Genomic DNA, 14959 nt, shown 5'->3' on the forward strand with positions numbered 1-14959 from the left:
GGCTGCATCGATGAAAAGGTGGACGATTCGTAGATATAGAGGCGTCCGACCCCGGTTGATCACCATGCATATCCAGTGGCTTTTCCGGCATCTGGTCCGTTCCGCCCGCCCGCACCCTTGCAGGCTGCCAACGGAAAGTCTCGATGCCGGATGGAAGACCCTGACCGCTCTACAGTCGCGGGGTCGGCTGTGATGAAGGCGCCCGGTTTGGGTCCGCCCCGTCACATTCCCTTTTCATCCGGAAAGCGTAACGCGGATCCGGAACCATCCGTTATGTCAGGATGGTTAGGCAAGCCGGGAGATGAAGTCAACCGACCTTCGCCGCCACCCCGGGGCTGAATCACGTGAATGTCCAAAGCCAATGCGACTGACCCTACCGAAAATGTCGTCTTTAATCAGAGACTTACGTCGTGAATATTTGATCGGCGCGCCGGCTTTTCGCCGCAATTCCATCGCAAGCGGACTGCGTTGTCGCCCTTGACCGGGTCTCTCCCGCCTAGTTGTCTAGCCATGCTTATGAAATTGGATCGGCGCCGCCTGCGGGCGCTGCGTGTTTTCTTCGACCCCGGGCGGCTGCGCGCGCTGACCCGCCGCAGCGAAGTCGGCCTGTCGCTGGCGGGCGCTGTCGTCGGCATCGCCTCTGGGCTTGCCGTCACAGGGATGAGCCTGGTTTCCAACGAGCTGCACCAGCTGATCTTCGGCATATCGGACGATGAGAGGCTGAGCTCCTCGCTGATCGACGACAAGCTGCTGCTGCTCACAGCTCCTGTGATAGGCGGCCTCCTGCTCGGCCTCTTGCTCTTTGTACTGGCGAAACGGCGCAAGAAGCCGATGGTCGATCCGATCGAGGCCAATGCGCTGCATGGCGGCCGCCTGTCGCTCACCGACAGCATCATCGTCGCCGTGCAAAATTTGATCTCCAACGGTTTCGGCGCCTCCGTCGGCCTCGAGGCCGGCTACACCCAGCTTGCCGCCGGCCTCGCCTCGAAATTCGGCCTGAAGCTGCAGCTCCGCCGCTCGGACCTTCGCATCCTCGTCGGCTGCGGCGCGGCGGGCGCCATCGCCGCCGCCTTCAACGCGCCGCTGACCGGCGCCTTCTATGCCTTCGAGCTGATCATCGGCACCTATACGATCGTATCGCTGACGCCGGTCGTCGTTTCAGCCCTCGTGTCCACCCTCGTCGCAAGGTTGCTTGCCGAGGGCGACTTCACCATCGATATAGGTAGCTTCGGCTCGGTCGTGCCGGCCGATTATGTCCCGGCGCTGTTGCTGGGTGTCTTCTGCGCCGGCGTCGGCATCCTCCTCATGCAGGGGGTAGCCTTCGTCGAGGAGCTGGCGCGCAAGAGTTCGATTGCCCCGCCCTTCCGCCCGGCGCTCGGCGGCATCATCGTCGGGCTGTTGGCGATGATCTCACCGCAGGTGCTTTCGGCCGGCCACGGCGCCCTACACCTCAACCTGTCCCGCGACGTGGCGATCCCGGCGCTGATCGGCCTTTTTCTCCTGAAATCCCTCGCCTCGGCGATCTCGATCGGCTCCGGCTTCAGGGGCGGCCTGTTCTTCGCCTCGCTGTTCATGGGCGCCCTGCTCGGCAAGCTCTTTGCCTATTGCGGCCCCTATTTCGCCGATGCGACGCTGACGCCCGTCATCTATGCCGTCGTCGGCATGAGTTCGCTTGCCGTCGCGGTCATCGGCGGGCCGCTGACCATGACCTTCCTGGCGCTCGAAACTACCGGCGACTTTCCGATCACCGCGCTGGTGCTCGCCGCCGTCATCATCTCCTCGCTCGTCGTGCGCTCGACCTTCGGCTACTCCTTCGCCACATGGCGCTTCCATCTGCGCGGCGAAAGCATCCGCAGCGCCCACGACGTCGGCTGGATCCGCAACCTGACTGTGGACAAACTGATGCGCGCCGACGTCAAGACGGCAAAGGCGGGTATCTCGCTCGAGGAATTCAAGCAGGCCTTTCCGATCGGCTCGACCCAGCGCGTCATTCTCGTCGAGGAGAGCGACAAATATGCCGGCCTCGTTTTGGTCCCGGAGATCTACGCCAACCCGACGGACGTCGAGGATGAAGGCAAGGCGCTCGCCGATTTCGTCCGCTACCGCAACGATTTCCTGCAGCCGCAGATGAACGCCAGGCAAGCGGCGGCTATCTTCGACAAGAGCGAAAGCGAGGCGCTCGCCGTCGTCAACAATCTGATTGAGCGCAAGGTGGTGGGACAGCTCAGCGAAAGCCACACGCTGCGCCGCTACAGCGAAGAACTCGACCGCCGCCGCCGCGAGGTGTCGGGCGAAATCTGACGCATCGGCCGATGCGTAGATTTATAGCGGTAGAGCGTCCTTTGTGCGTCCGAAAAGACGCACGACGCTCTATGAGGCTCGGCCAGCAAGCTTGAAGACGTCGGCTCTCTTCGAAACGCCACGCAGCTCGAAAGACCCGAGATAGTCGCAGGGCACGGCACAGGTCGCTGCGAAGCTCTCCGACAGCAGCAACGGCTGCTCAAGCGTTCCGCACAGCTTTTCAAGCCGCGACGCCTCGTTGACGGCCCTGCCGATCACGGTAAAGTCCAATCGCCCCTGGGCGCCGACATTTCCGTAGAAAACCTCGCCGAGATGCAAGACGACATCAATCCCGATATCGGGGCCGCCATTCAGCGTCCGCTCGCGATTGAGCTTCTCGTTTGCCCTCAACAGGTTCTGCGCCGAAGCCAATGCGGCCCTGCAGGCCTTTTGCGGATCCTCGGCCTCCGTCGGAAAGATTGCCAGCACGCTGTCGCCCATGAACTTGAGGATCTCGCCGGAATTTTCCTCGACATGCCGGTCGATCAGCTCGAAATGCTCATTAAGAAAGCCGACGATCTCTCCTGGCTGATAAACCTCGGTCAGCGCCGTGAAGTTGCGGAGGTCCGCAATAAGGATGGCGGCATCGATTGATCCGCCCATGCCTCTGCGGGTTTCTCCGGCAAGGATGCGTGCGCTGGTCCTGGCGCCGGTATAGACGGCGAGGATATCGGTCGCGGTCTTCGAAACCGCCACGCGGTAAGCGGCAAGCCCCAGCGCCGGGAACAGTCCGTCGATGATCGCCAGCTGATCATCCGAAAATCCGCCCGCAGCGTCACTCGTCAGAGAGAAACCGAGCCCCCTCAGCGCGACTTCCTTCGGGAACTCGAAAAGATTGATCACGTGGTCCGTGCCGCCGGCAAGCGCAAATTCGTAAAGCTCGGCATAGTGGAGACCCTCGCCTTTCGCCAGGTTCCACCGCCCCGTTTTCTCACCGCGGTTCAGAAGATAGAATATCGGCGTCTTCTCGAAATTGCGCTCGGTCTCGCTGCCGTGCTCCGCATTCTCGAGAACTGTCTCACCGCCCCGCATGAAATTGGCCGCGATGCCGCGATACATAGGATGCAGGGACGGCATGCGAATGCTCGCCCGCCAGATCGGAAACCCGTCCGCAATCAGCCGTTCACACAGGCCGGCGACGAGATCGCCAATATGCTCGCTCGTGATTCCCTGCTCTATAATCCACTGAATATGATCTTTAATTTTCCAAACTCCGCGAGGATCAACAACCATTCATTAGCCTGCTTCGGATCGCGATACTACTCCTAGGCGAAATATTGATGCGATACGACCGTGAGACCTCCTCTTCCCTCGAAGCTCCGAACTTCGGCTACGCACTCCAGGGCGAGCCCCTCTCGGACTTCTGATCGACGGCCAAATCCGGCACTCTCAAATGGCTCCTAACGCGAGCTTCTTCAACACACCTCACCTGAGACGCGAAGCCGCAGCCGGCTGTTGCAGGTCCCGCCTCCGGCAGCTAACCAACCAGCTCGGCCAGCCAGCGCGGGTCGAGGGAACGTTGCAATTCACAGGCGATTTCATCGAGCGCCTGCTCAACGCCCTGACGATAATTCCCCCGCTCGCCCGAGAGCCCAAAGCTCTCCAGCAGCCGGGCGCGGTAGGCGTCGCTGCCGAAGAGCCCGTGCAGGTAGGTGCCCATGATCCTGCCGTCAGCCGACAGCGCCCCGTCGGGGGCGCCGTCGACGATCGCTGAAGGCCTGATACAGTCCGGACCGCGGGTGATGCCGAGATGGATCTGGTAGCCGGCAAGCGGCGCGTCATATTCTGTCGAGCGGGCCTCGCTATTGCGTACGGTCTTCTCAGGCGCCATCTCGGTTTCGACATCGAGAAGCCCGAGCCCCGGCGTCTCCAGCGCACCGCCCTCGAGCCCAAGCGGGTCGTGCACCGTGCGGCCGAGCATCTGATAGCCGCCGCAAATGCCGATCACCCGGCCGCCGCGTCTTACATGCACCTGGAGATCCCGGTCCCAGCCCTGGGCCCTCAGATCGGCGAGATCTGAAATCGTCGATTTCGAACCTGGCAGGATCACGAGACCGGCATCGGCAGGCAGCCGCTCTCCCGCTCGCACGAAAGCCAGTTCGACATCCGCCTCCGCACGCAGCGGATCGAGATCGTCGAAATTCGCGATGCGCGGCAGCACCGGCACCGCGATCTTCAGCGCCCCGGTCCCGGCCCTTGCCAGCCGTTCGAGCACGACGGAGTCCTCGGCCGGCAGACGCGCGGCCCCTGAATGCCACGGCACGACGCCGAAGCATGACCAGCCGGTGAAGCGTTCGATGGCGCGGATGCCGTCGTCGAACAGCGAAACGTCGCCGCGGAACTTGTTGATGATATAGCCCGAAATCATCGCCCGATCGGCCTCGCCGAGGATCGCATGCGTTCCGACCAGCGAGGCGATGACGCCGCCGCGATCGATATCGCCGACGAGCACGACGGGCACGCGCGCCTTCGTCGCAAAACCCATATTGGCGATGTCGCCGGCCCTGAGATTGATCTCTGCCGGCGAGCCGGCCCCCTCGACGACGACGAGGTCAGCGCCGGCAGACACCTTTTCGAAACTATCGAGCACGGCGCCGAGCAGTTGCGGCTTCAGCCGCTGATAATCCCGTCCCTTCGCCTGCCCGAACACCCTGCCCTGTACGATGATCTGGCTGCCGCTTTCCGATTGCGGCTTGAGCAGCACCGGGTTCATATGCACCGAGGACGGCGTGCGGGCGGCGAGCGACTGGAGCCATTGTGCCCGGCCGATCTCGCCGCCGTCATCGGCGACCGCAGCGTTGTTCGACATATTCTGCGGCTTGAACGGCCGCACGGTGAGCCCGGCATTGGCCGCCAGCCGGCAGAGACCCGCCACCAATACGGTCTTGCCGACATCCGAGCCGGTTCCCTGCAGCATGATCGCTCTTGCCATGGCGGCCGCCTTTCGTTGAGGCGAGGCCTACAATGGCCGCCGATCCCGGGTCAAGACTTCGAACATTCTCGCGAAAGCGCGAAAACCGCGCATGGCCATGGCTCTGCGCGGTTTGCCGAAAACTCAGGCGTCTTCGCCCCTACACGGCGAAGCTCGCTTTCTCCGGTACGCACTACCTGAACCGGAGAAGCAGCGGTCGTTGCCGCCACGCCCCAACTGATAACGGCACATTCTTACCGGAGAGTTATTGAAGGCTTACGCAAAGGTTAATTTTGACTTTTTTTGATATGTTCGGCGGAATTTCTGCCGCCATTGCACCGGCGTTCGCGGACGGCGTCCATTTTCGATCTGCGGAATTTCAGCCACGAACTAAATTCTTCGAATTCAATAATTTAGTAACGCAACCATACGCGGAAGACGGTTGATTTCTGCGAGCGAACGCGTAGGCTTCGATAAAATACGCCATTGCTAAATATGGTCTGCAACGAGCTGCCGGAGCCAGTGAACGGGAACACGGCTGTCGTGGTAACGCCACCAGGCATTCCTTCAGGCGCCGGAAATTTGTCGGCGAGTGCCGGCAGCACGTTGCCTAAATAAATTTGGGGACGACGATGAAGACGCTTTTGATTTCGGCCGTCTTTGCCGCGGCTCTTTTTAGCACGACCGCGCCGGCCGAAGCCGCCGAATGCGGCAGTGTTTCGATCGCCGAGATGAAATGGGCCTCGGCCGCCATTGCGGCAAACTTCGACAAGATCATACTCGAAAAAGGCTACGGCTGCTCAGTCACCATCGTCGATGGCGATACCCTTCCGACCTTCGCCTCGATGAATGAGAAAGGCACCCCCGATATCGCCTCGGAATACTGGATCAATTCCGTCAGAGCCCTGCTTGATCAGGCAGTCAATAGCGGTCGGCTGGTGCAGGGTGCTGAGATACTCGCTGATGGTGCGGTCGAGGGTTGGTTTATCCCCAAATTCATTGCCGACGCCAATCCCGATATTCGCTCGGTCGAGGACGCGCTGAAGCATCCGGAGCTCTTCCCTGCCGAAGATGTTCCGTCGAAAGGCGCGGTTTACAACTGTCCCGCCGACTGGAGCTGCCAGATATCGACCACCAATCTCTTCAAGGCCCTCGCCGCCGACAAAAAAGGATTCGAACTTGTCGAGACCGGCAGTCCTCAGCGGCTCGATGCCTCGATTGCCCGAGCTTTCGACAAGAAGATCGGCTGGCTCGGTTATTACTGGGCGCCGACCGCCATCCTCGGCAAATACGACATGACGCGGCTGAGCTTCGGCGTCAGTCATAACAAGACTGAATGGGACCGCTGCACTGCGGTTGCCGGCTGTGCCAGGCCCCAGCTCAATTCCTATCCGGTCTCACGCGCCTTCACGCTGATGACGCGGTCTTTCGCCAGCCGCGCCGGTCCTGTGATGACCTATCTCAAGACCCGCAAATGGGACAATCAGACGATCAACCAGGTGCTCGCTTGGCAGGATGAAAATAGCGAAAGCAACGAGGACGCCGCGATTTATTTCCTGCGCAATTACGAGAACCTATGGATGAAATGGGTGCCGGTCGATGTAGCCGAGAAAGTCAAAGCGAGCTTATAACGGCAGTAGCGCCAACGACCGGACGATTCGCATGACAGGCAACCTTCCCTTCCCCGACCGCGATACTGTCGCGGAAAAGCTAGCCGCCCTGTCGGATGCCGATAAGTCGTATCTGGCCCTGCTCATGGAAAACGGCGCTCAGGACGACAACCTGCTCGCCGGCCTGCGACGCCATCTCGACCTCGCCGCGGCATCGCGTTTCCTGAACTCGCTGAAGCTCGAAAACCTTGGATTGTGGCTTGGGACCCAGGCGCCGGATCGCCTGCAGATACGGCTGATGGAAACCGCTCGCTCGAGCCAGCATCCCGCCTACCAGGTCTTCCGGATCGGTCTCAGCCGATCCGGCGGCCTCGAAAAAGCGTATCCTCCGGCGCCTTGATCCGGCCCCGGATGGCCTGTTCGGTCCGGCAAAGCTGCCAGCCGTTACTTCTTCGCCGCGCGGTCGACGGAGCGACCGGCATCCTGCGTGGCGTTGACGGCGCTCGCCGTATCCTTTCCGATGCCGCGGATCGTATTGCCGCAGGAGGAAAGAGCGAGAAGAACCATGAAGGCTGCGGCAATTTTGGCCGTTGTCGTCATTTCGAATATCCTTGTTTGAAATCAACCCCGAACGGCACTCATGCCATCCGCGCCGATAACGCACAAGGTAACAAAAGGTTCAGTCGCTGGGGACGGCCTCAGGCGGCAACCGCCTTCGCTCTCTCGGCAAAAGCGCTGCGGATGCTGTCGGCTACCGTCTCGATCGGCCCCGACATCTGCGAGGCAGTCAGCAGGCGGATATCGAAGGAGCCGAGCTCCGGCAGCCCTTCCTGCAGGCCGAGGATCGTCATGTCCTCGCTGACATAGGAGAGCGGCAACGGCGCGATGGCGAGATCGGAGAGCACGGCGGCGCGTTGCGCCATCGTATGGCCGCTGAGATAGGCGACGCGATAAGGCCGCTTGTTGCGTTCGAGTTGGGCGAGCGCCTCCTGGCGCCAGATGCAGCCATCCTCCCAGATCGAGATCGGCAGCGGGTCGCGCCGATGCGCCGAACCGCACCTTGCGCCTGCCCAGACCAGCCGCTCACGAAACACAATTTCGCCACCGGTCGGAAACGGCCGCGTCGCGCAATTGATCAACGCAAGATCGAGCCGCTGCTCCTCCATGCGCTTCTTCAGCCCGACGCTCATATCGATCGTCACGTCGACCATGATGCCGGGATAGCTTTCGGCAAAGCTCTTCAGAATTCTCGGCAGCAGCCGCTCGCCGATATCCTCCGGCGCGCCTAGCCTGACTACACCTGTAAGTTCCGGCATAATGAAGCGCGATACGGCTTCGTTCGACAACGCAAGAATGTTGCGGGCGTAGGAGAGCAGCATCTCGCCGTGGCGCGTCAGCGTCACCGAGCGTGCGTCGCGCAAAAACAGTGTCGCGCCGAGCTGTTCCTCGAGCTTCTTGATTTGCATCGACACTGCTGACGGCGTGCGGAATACCGCTTCGGCGGCGGTGGAAAAATTGCCCGTCTCGGCGATGGCGACGAAGGTGCGCAGCACATCGTTGTCGAGCAAAGGAATGGGACGGCGAAAGGGAAGGCTCATCGTCGCATCTTTCAATTTTTCTGATCTTTAACCGCATATCATTTTGTTTGATTGAATGTCAATCGCTCCCATAGTCTGCGTATCGGAAACAAGCGCAGCAAAGGAGGCTGGACATGGCGCAATCAAGCACCTGGAATATCCTACAAGCCCTTTCCGCATTCAAGTCGCGCCGGCGCAGGGATGCGAATCACGAACATGCGCTCCGGGAATTGAAGCGATTTCCGTCGCACCTGCTGGCTGACTGCCAGCGTGAAATAGAATTGCCTTACCTGAGCACGGCCCCTGGGCCGAAGCGGGTCCTGAGGATCGTAGGACCGTCGTACCGCGCCTAATCGTGGCTCAGACCCCACGGATCAGCTTGAAGGCTATAATCCACATCGTCGCAGCGACGAGCGTTTCAAGCATCCGCCAGGACGAGGGCTTGGAGAAGATCGGCCGCAGCGATGTTGCGCCATATCCAAGCGAAAAGAAGAACAGGAAGGAGCCCGTCACCGCGCCTAAGGCAAAGGAAGCCTGCTCCCCAGGATAGCGCGTCGAGATCGTACCTAGCAGCACCACTGTGTCGAGATACACATGCGGATTGAGCCAGGTGAGCGCGAGGCAAGTCACAAGCGTCCGGGAAAAGCTTGCCGTTTCAGCCGCCGCCACTGTGAGCGCAGCGGATGACCGCAAGGCGGAATAGAGGCTCTTGGCTCCGTACCATGCCAGAAACGTCGCTCCCCCATAGCGCATGACCGGATCGAGCCAAGGTAGCAGTCCGGCGATCCGCTGCAGGCTGGTCACGCCGAGCACGATCAATGCGGCGTCGGACAGGGCGCATGCCAGGCAGACGGCGAAGACATGTTCATTGCGCAACCCCTGGCGAAGGATGAAGGCGTTCTGAGCGCCGATCGCGACTATAAGGCTGAGCCCCATCATCAGACCAGTGGCATAAACAGAGAAATTCATCGTCTTCGGCAACCACTCTCAAGCTCGATGAAGTTGCGGTATCGCCTGAAATTGGATTAGTCTAATTAATCCGCCTTATCTTGATTAAGCGAAACTAACTCATGCTTGACTATCCCGCCCTGCGCGCCGTCGCAACCGTGGTCCAAACCGGCAGCTTCGAGAGGGCGGCGACCCTGTTGAACGTGACGCCTTCGGCGGTCTCGCAGCGTGTGAAGCAACTCGAGGAACGCCTCGGGGTCATTCTGATCGCCAGAGGCACCCCCTGTACGGCGACCGAAAAAGGAGAATGGCTCTGTCGTCACATCGAGAATGTCGGCATGCTGGAAGCCGAGCTTTTCGCGCAGTTGCCGGCTCTTGTCGATCCAGACGAGCCACGCCAAAGAGTGACACTTCAGATCGCGACCAATGCCGACAGCCTCGGCACATGGTTCGTGGAGGCCATGTCGAATTTCTCCAAGACCTCGTCCTATCTATTGAATGTCGCTGTCGACGACCAGGATCACACCGCCGAATGGCTGCAGCGAGGACGCGTGATCGCAGCCGTCACCAGCCTGGAGAAGCCGATCCGAGGATGCCGGCGTTTCGCCCTTGGAACTCTGCGTTACAACGCCACCGCAACACCTGATTTTGTCGCACGCCACTTTCCAGACGGCGTGACGTCGGAGGCGATCCGCAACGCTCCCGCCCTGACCTTCAACCAGAAGGACAGGCTTCAGAGCAGCTGGGTAAGGCAAACCTTCGGCCAGGATTTGGACTACCCCACACACTGGCTACCCTCGCCGCAAAGCTTCGTCGAGGCCACCCTTTCAGGTATGGGATGGGGAATGAACCCGACCCAGCTCACCCGCGATCACCTCGCATCGGGACGGCTGGTCGAGCTAGTCGCAGACACGCCGCTTGACGTCCCGCTCTACTGGCAGATAAACCGCCTCGCCGCCGATCGCCTGGCGGAGTTGACACGTGAAGTCGTCGCCGTGGCTAAGCGCCGTCTTTGAGCCGTCAGGAACCCTGTTCACAATGTCTCGGTGGAGCGGCGACACCAGGTCGTGCGGCGTTGAGATCTGCTCTAGGAAATGGCGATAATCTCCAGCTCCCGGCCACCTGCCTCCACCACATCGCCGACAGCCTTGCCCATCATAAGCCGCGCCACCGGGGAGACGTAGGAAATCGATCCCGCCTTGGGATCTGCCTCGTCTTCTCCGACGAGCCGATAAGTCTGCACGCGTCCGTCGTCCCGGCTGAAAGTGACCGTGCTGCCAAAGGCAACCACCTCGGCTGACGCAGGGTCAGGCATGAGCTGGGCTGTGCGAAGTCTGGCCGATAAGTATCGGAGATCACGTAAAGGATTGGCAGCTTGGCGCCGCCGTTCATTTACGTCTTCGATGGTGCTCGCAGCGTCATAGGCCGCGCGCGCCTGCTGAAACTGCAGTTCAAGAGCCTTCAACCCGGCTTCCGTGACGAGGTTCGGATGCGGCGAAATTGGCCGGTCCGGCAACAGCGTTTCCGAAGCGGTTTCGAAACTCTCTTCCTTGGTGAAGGCAACGGCCAATCAATAACTCCGTTTTAGATGTGCCACGCGCTCTTTTGGTTGGTGCGATAGCCCGGTCTGGAACATCCATACACCCATGACCGGGAAACCGCCAATCTTGCCGTATTGCCGACGTCTGCGGCCGGGCTTCCGGAACGTCCTGGCCGACATCGCGTTATCTGATCCGGATGCACTGCAGCGCAGGAGGATCGAAATGCCCCGCCGGCAGCGAAGGAGCTGCGAAACAGTCAGGATCAGACCATGCCTTCGTTCCTGACGGAAGCGATGCCGCTGACGCCAAGCTGGTGGGAGATCGCCGTGCGGATCTTACTGACGGTGATCGCGGGCGGCCTCATCGGCCTCGATCGCGAGCGCGGCGGTCACGCGGCGGGCTTCAGGACCACGATCCTGGTGGCTCTTGCCGCCTGCCTGGCGATGATCCAAGCAAATCTCCTTCTGTCGACCTACGGAAAAACCTTTAGTTATTTCACGCAGATGGACGTGCTGCGCTTTCCGCTCGGCATTCTCACAGGCGTAGGTTTTATCGGCGGCGGAGCGATCCTGAGACGCGGCGACATGATGACCGGCGTCACCACGGCGGCAACCATGTGGTTCATGACGGTCGTAGGTCTCTGCTTCGGCGGCGGCCAGATCCTGACCGGCATGGCGGCGACCTTGGTCGCCTTCATCGTCTTGTCGCCAATGAAGCAGCTGGATATGTGGCTGCGCTCCGAACAGAAGGCCACGCTCGTCATCCATAGCTCCGAAGCCGATCTGCCTGATTTGTCGGAGGTGCTTGGACCGCTCGGTTGCGTTGCCCGGTTCGTTTCTTTTGGGCAAACCAGCGAGGGCCGCCCCGGCGTCACGTTTGAACTGCGATGGATGGCCAAGGACCAAGACGCCTCCGCCCGCGCGATTTTCGATGCTCTTTCAGAGGCCTATCAAGTCGCAGGATTTTCCATGCATTCGACGTCGGCATAGCGTCTCACAGGCTCTTGCACGATCATTTGGAGACATGCTCGGGTTTGCCCTTGGTCTTGGTCGACGCGAATTCCTCGAGCTGTTTTTCACTCATGGATTCTTCCATCTGCTTCGAAGCGCCCCTGAGTTCTTTCTTGGGCGTTTCCCCGCGTTTGGCTGAAAGTGCGGCGCCTGCCGCCTTCTGCTGGGCCTTCGATTTGGCTGGCATATTCGACCTCCTCTCCTCCGGATGAACCATTGCCGGCGTCAAAGCTTCCTGAGTTCCTCAGGCTTGTGCGCGGCTCGATTTCCGGATTTATCGCTCTCGACGATATATTGCGGGTTCTCCGCCGACGCCTTCACTATATGACCCTTGATCTTCGTCCGGCTGGCCTGTTTCCTGATGACCCTGCCTTCGGTTTTTCCCTGACTGGCGTCCCAGCTGACTTCATCGCCCTTCTCAAATTGTCGTGTCATGGGTGCTCCGTTCAGGAGGAGGCTGCGGCCTGAGCCGCAGCCTGCACTCCTCAATTGATGGTGGCCCATTGGCTGCGGACATCCCGGGCATTCTTCGATAGGTGAACATGGGCGTCGACGTGATCGACCCAATCGAGCGGAATCAGATGGTGTTTGCCGTCCTCCGAGTCGGTCTTCGTCAGCTTGATGCGGGTCGGACCGTCGAGGTGATCCACCGTTCCGACATGAGTGCCGTCGGCCGTCAGGACTTCCATATGTTCACGGATCTGGTCTGCGGAAATCATCATTTCCTCCTTTGCGTCACTGGCAGTTACCAGGCGGCAACGGCGTGGGGGAAACATGGTTCCAAAGCTTTTTGCCGCACGCTCACGGACATGACCACTCTCTCTATGGGCCGTCGACATTCGGCTTAAGAGCGGCTTGGTGCGGCCTGTTTCCTTCCTCTCCCGGCGGCCATAGAACAGCCGACAGGAGCAGCGCGTAGATCAAGGCTGCCGCGACATAGGCAATCCTGCTCGCGAAGGATTCCGCGGCACTGCCCGGGAGCGGAGAGACACCAAGACCGAACAGAATAAGGAATATGGTTAGGACACCCGCGAACACGCGAGCGTCCTTCGAGCGAGCGGCAGCGCGCCCTCCAATGAGCAGGGCGACGACCAGCAGGATGAGGAAAATCGAGAGAAGGCTTGGGCGCAGCAATAGCGCTGCATAGGCAACGGAGGCCAGCACGCCGCCGCAGAAATTGACGAACACCAATCCAATCGCCGCCCGCGCGCTTGCGGCAACGTCCAACTGCCCGAGCAGCGACGCCACGGTTATGGGAATGACTACCGCGGCGCTCAGATTGTCGCTCGTCAGACACATGACGACGGACGTCAGAAGGATGAAAGCATTTGCCAGAGCCCGAAGTAAGGCCGGCGGCCGTTCTTCAACTGCGACCGCTTCGCTCCTCGGAGAGACCGGTTCGGGAAAGATCGCATGGGCGAGCCACATGAGAGCCGCGCCCGACACAACCGCCGCAACCAGGATCGACAGGATAGAACTCGCGAGTTCCTTGTTCAGGATGCCGAGGAGGGGCACGATGATCGACACGACGAGCACGAGGAAAACAGCTGGCCCTCCCCGTCCCGCCGACTGTAGCGCGAAACACGCAAAATAAGTGAGCCCAAGGATCAGCAGGAAAGGCATCGGACGTTCGCCGAGCAGGTCGGTCAACGCCATCATCGCTATACCGGCAAAGAGAATGACCAGCGCTGCGCCGATGGTCTTGCCAGGTGGCATGGGCCGCGAACTTCCAAGGAGAAACTGAGCAGCAAAGAGCGGACCGAGGAAGGGCAGGACAGCACCGGCATGGACTGCCAAGGTGAAGCCGACTGAGACTGCGAAGGCGACCCGCAGCCCTTTGCGTTTCTGCTCTCCGTCAGCTGACATAGGTCAGCACCGACATGAGACGGATCCACAGCGATCCCCAGGCATTGGTGACCGGGTTGTCGCCCGTGTAGATGACGACGATCGCCTGAGAGCCGTAGCGTACCCCGCCCTTCGGCCGCTGCCCCTCCTCGAAGTTCAGCCGGACAGGAAACCGCTGCGGCTCCTGGACCCAGCCGCTGTCGTTGCGGATCGTGGGCAATCCGGTACTCGGGTCGGTGCTGCCTTGCGATACCCCGAACCCGACGCTCTCGACCGTTGCCGGGAATAACCGGCCGGGAAGTGCGTCGAAGAGGATGTCCGCTCTGTTGCCGACGGCGACCTTCTCCAGGCTGTTTTCCTTGAATGCCGCATTGATCCAGATGGTGCCGGCATCGATGAAGGTCATTGCCGGCTGGCCCACCGAGACGACCTTGCCGATGGTGAGCTGAAGATTGGTGACAACACCGGCTGACGGTGCCCGGACGGTCGTCCGCACCAGATCGAGCCGGGCCTTTTCCAATCCGGCAAGGGCTGCACGCAGTTGTGGATTGTCGTTACCGGACGGGCCGAGTTGCTCCTTGGCCTTGACAAGGTCGGCTTGCGCCCCCGACACCGAAGCCTCGGCCTGATCATAAGCGGACTTGGCCGCATCGAACCGGGCCTTGGAAAAAACCCCGCGCTTCACCAACTCGGTCGCCCGGGCATACTGATCGCGCAGATTGTCTCGGTCCGCCTCGATCTGAACGAGCTTGGCCTGTGCCGCATCGACGGCCGCGGTCGACGCCCCGATCGATTGGCCGACGCTTGCAAGCGCTGCTTCGGCTTCGCTGACGGCGAGCTCGTAACGTTCGGGATCGATCCTAAAGAGAACCTGATCGGGCTCGACGCGCGAATTGTCGGCGACCCCGACTTCCACGACTCGACCGGTGACCTCGGGTGCGATGCCAACGATGTAGGCATGGACCTGCGCTTGCGACGTCGACGGTGTACGCCGCTCCATGAAAATGGAGAGGACGAACAGAGCCATCGCCAGCAGTACGACCGCGAGAGCTATGCTGCGCAATGGATTCCGGGGTGTTGAGGAGATGACAGGCTCATCCATATTTTCGGAAACCACGGCAAGATCCTTCGAAAGCGTTGGTGAAGCATGATTTTAAGCGCCAGCTGTCTGTCGCGA

Annotated in this window: 17 protein-coding genes and 1 riboswitch; of the genes, 6 read left to right on the forward strand and 11 right to left on the reverse strand. The window is 60.7% G+C overall.

Annotation, left to right across the window (positions count from 1 at the left end; genetic code table 11):
- Positions 1-135 precede the first annotated feature (135 nt).
- Positions 136-284: riboswitch (cobalamin riboswitch) on the reverse strand.
- A gap of 226 nt (positions 285-510) precedes the next feature.
- Complete coding sequence (locus J2J98_RS12495) at positions 511-2301, forward strand: chloride channel protein (protein ID WP_207601202.1); 1791 nt, start codon at positions 511-513, stop codon at positions 2299-2301.
- Positions 2302-2370: 69 nt separating this feature from the next.
- Here J2J98_RS12495 and J2J98_RS12500 read toward each other — a convergent pair whose 3' ends face one another.
- Positions 2371-3573: an adenylate/guanylate cyclase domain-containing protein gene (locus J2J98_RS12500; protein ID WP_311044198.1), complete on the reverse strand. Its 1203-nt coding sequence runs from the start codon at positions 3571-3573 to the stop codon at positions 2371-2373.
- A gap of 244 nt (positions 3574-3817) precedes the next feature.
- A complete protein-coding gene (locus tag J2J98_RS12505) occupies positions 3818-5272 on the reverse strand; it encodes a cobyric acid synthase (RefSeq protein WP_207601203.1) in 1455 nt (484 codons plus the stop codon).
- Positions 5273-5883: 611 nt separating this feature from the next.
- Here J2J98_RS12505 and J2J98_RS12510 point away from each other — a divergent pair.
- Complete coding sequence (locus J2J98_RS12510) at positions 5884-6882, forward strand: glycine betaine ABC transporter substrate-binding protein (RefSeq protein ID WP_207601204.1); 999 nt, start codon at positions 5884-5886, stop codon at positions 6880-6882.
- Between the two features lie 31 nt (positions 6883-6913).
- Positions 6914-7261: a hypothetical protein gene (locus tag J2J98_RS12515; protein ID WP_207601205.1), complete on the forward strand. Its 348-nt coding sequence runs from the start codon at positions 6914-6916 to the stop codon at positions 7259-7261.
- A gap of 44 nt (positions 7262-7305) precedes the next feature.
- On the opposite strand, the gene J2J98_RS12520 is transcribed toward J2J98_RS12515, so the two are convergent.
- Positions 7306-7461 (reverse strand): entericidin domain-containing protein, encoded by a 156-nt coding sequence (locus tag J2J98_RS12520; protein ID WP_010034675.1) that lies wholly within the window; start codon positions 7459-7461, stop codon positions 7306-7308.
- Between the two features lie 98 nt (positions 7462-7559).
- Entirely contained in the window at positions 7560-8459 is a 900-nt protein-coding gene (locus tag J2J98_RS12525) for a LysR family transcriptional regulator (protein WP_138393433.1), read from the reverse strand.
- Between the two features lie 113 nt (positions 8460-8572).
- Between J2J98_RS12525 and J2J98_RS30320 the strand changes: the two genes are divergently transcribed.
- Positions 8573-8791 carry a hypothetical protein gene (locus J2J98_RS30320; RefSeq protein WP_246569364.1) on the forward strand — a complete coding sequence of 73 codons (219 nt, stop codon included), beginning with the start codon at positions 8573-8575 and terminating at the stop codon, positions 8789-8791.
- Positions 8792-8798: 7 nt separating this feature from the next.
- Here the strand turns inward: J2J98_RS30320 and J2J98_RS12530 are convergent, their stop codons facing one another.
- Positions 8799-9407: a LysE/ArgO family amino acid transporter gene (locus J2J98_RS12530; RefSeq protein WP_207601206.1), complete on the reverse strand. Its 609-nt coding sequence runs from the start codon at positions 9405-9407 to the stop codon at positions 8799-8801.
- 101 nt (positions 9408-9508) lie between these two features.
- On the opposite strand from J2J98_RS12530, the gene J2J98_RS12535 reads away from it, so the two are divergent.
- Positions 9509-10402 (forward strand): LysR family transcriptional regulator ArgP, encoded by an 894-nt coding sequence (locus J2J98_RS12535; RefSeq protein ID WP_207601207.1) that lies wholly within the window; start codon positions 9509-9511, stop codon positions 10400-10402.
- Positions 10403-10473: 71 nt separating this feature from the next.
- Here the strand turns inward: J2J98_RS12535 and greA are convergent, their stop codons facing one another.
- Positions 10474-10956: a transcription elongation factor GreA gene (gene greA / locus J2J98_RS12540; RefSeq protein WP_064705290.1), complete on the reverse strand. Its 483-nt coding sequence runs from the start codon at positions 10954-10956 to the stop codon at positions 10474-10476.
- Positions 10957-11196: 240 nt separating this feature from the next.
- Here greA and J2J98_RS12545 point away from each other — a divergent pair, with 240 nt between their 5' ends.
- Positions 11197-11916 carry an MgtC/SapB family protein gene (locus tag J2J98_RS12545; protein ID WP_207601208.1) on the forward strand — a complete coding sequence of 240 codons (720 nt, stop codon included), beginning with the start codon at positions 11197-11199 and terminating at the stop codon, positions 11914-11916.
- A 22-nt stretch (positions 11917-11938) separates the two neighbouring features.
- Here the strand turns inward: J2J98_RS12545 and J2J98_RS12550 are convergent, their stop codons facing one another.
- From J2J98_RS12550 to J2J98_RS12570, 5 genes are all read right to left on the reverse strand, one after another.
- Positions 11939-12124, reverse strand: a complete 186-nt coding sequence (locus J2J98_RS12550) for a DUF3008 family protein (RefSeq protein ID WP_020921551.1) — start codon at positions 12122-12124, stop codon at positions 11939-11941.
- Between the two features lie 38 nt (positions 12125-12162).
- Positions 12163-12372 (reverse strand): hypervirulence associated TUDOR domain-containing protein, encoded by a 210-nt coding sequence (locus J2J98_RS12555; protein WP_207601209.1) that lies wholly within the window; start codon positions 12370-12372, stop codon positions 12163-12165.
- A gap of 50 nt (positions 12373-12422) precedes the next feature.
- Complete coding sequence (locus tag J2J98_RS12560; protein ID WP_003564293.1) at positions 12423-12656, reverse strand: DUF2171 domain-containing protein; 234 nt, start codon at positions 12654-12656, stop codon at positions 12423-12425.
- A 103-nt stretch (positions 12657-12759) separates the two neighbouring features.
- Positions 12760-13803 carry a DUF2955 domain-containing protein gene (locus tag J2J98_RS12565; protein WP_207601210.1) on the reverse strand — a complete coding sequence of 348 codons (1044 nt, stop codon included), beginning with the start codon at positions 13801-13803 and terminating at the stop codon, positions 12760-12762.
- Positions 13793-14899 carry an HlyD family secretion protein gene (locus J2J98_RS12570; protein ID WP_207601211.1) on the reverse strand — a complete coding sequence of 369 codons (1107 nt, stop codon included), beginning with the start codon at positions 14897-14899 and terminating at the stop codon, positions 13793-13795. Before J2J98_RS12570 ends, J2J98_RS12565 begins: the two co-directional genes overlap by 11 nt.
- Positions 14900-14959: the final 60 nt, after the last annotated feature.

The sequence above is a fragment of the Rhizobium bangladeshense genome (assembly GCF_017357245.1).
GTDB classification, from domain to species: domain Bacteria; phylum Pseudomonadota; class Alphaproteobacteria; order Rhizobiales; family Rhizobiaceae; genus Rhizobium; species Rhizobium bangladeshense.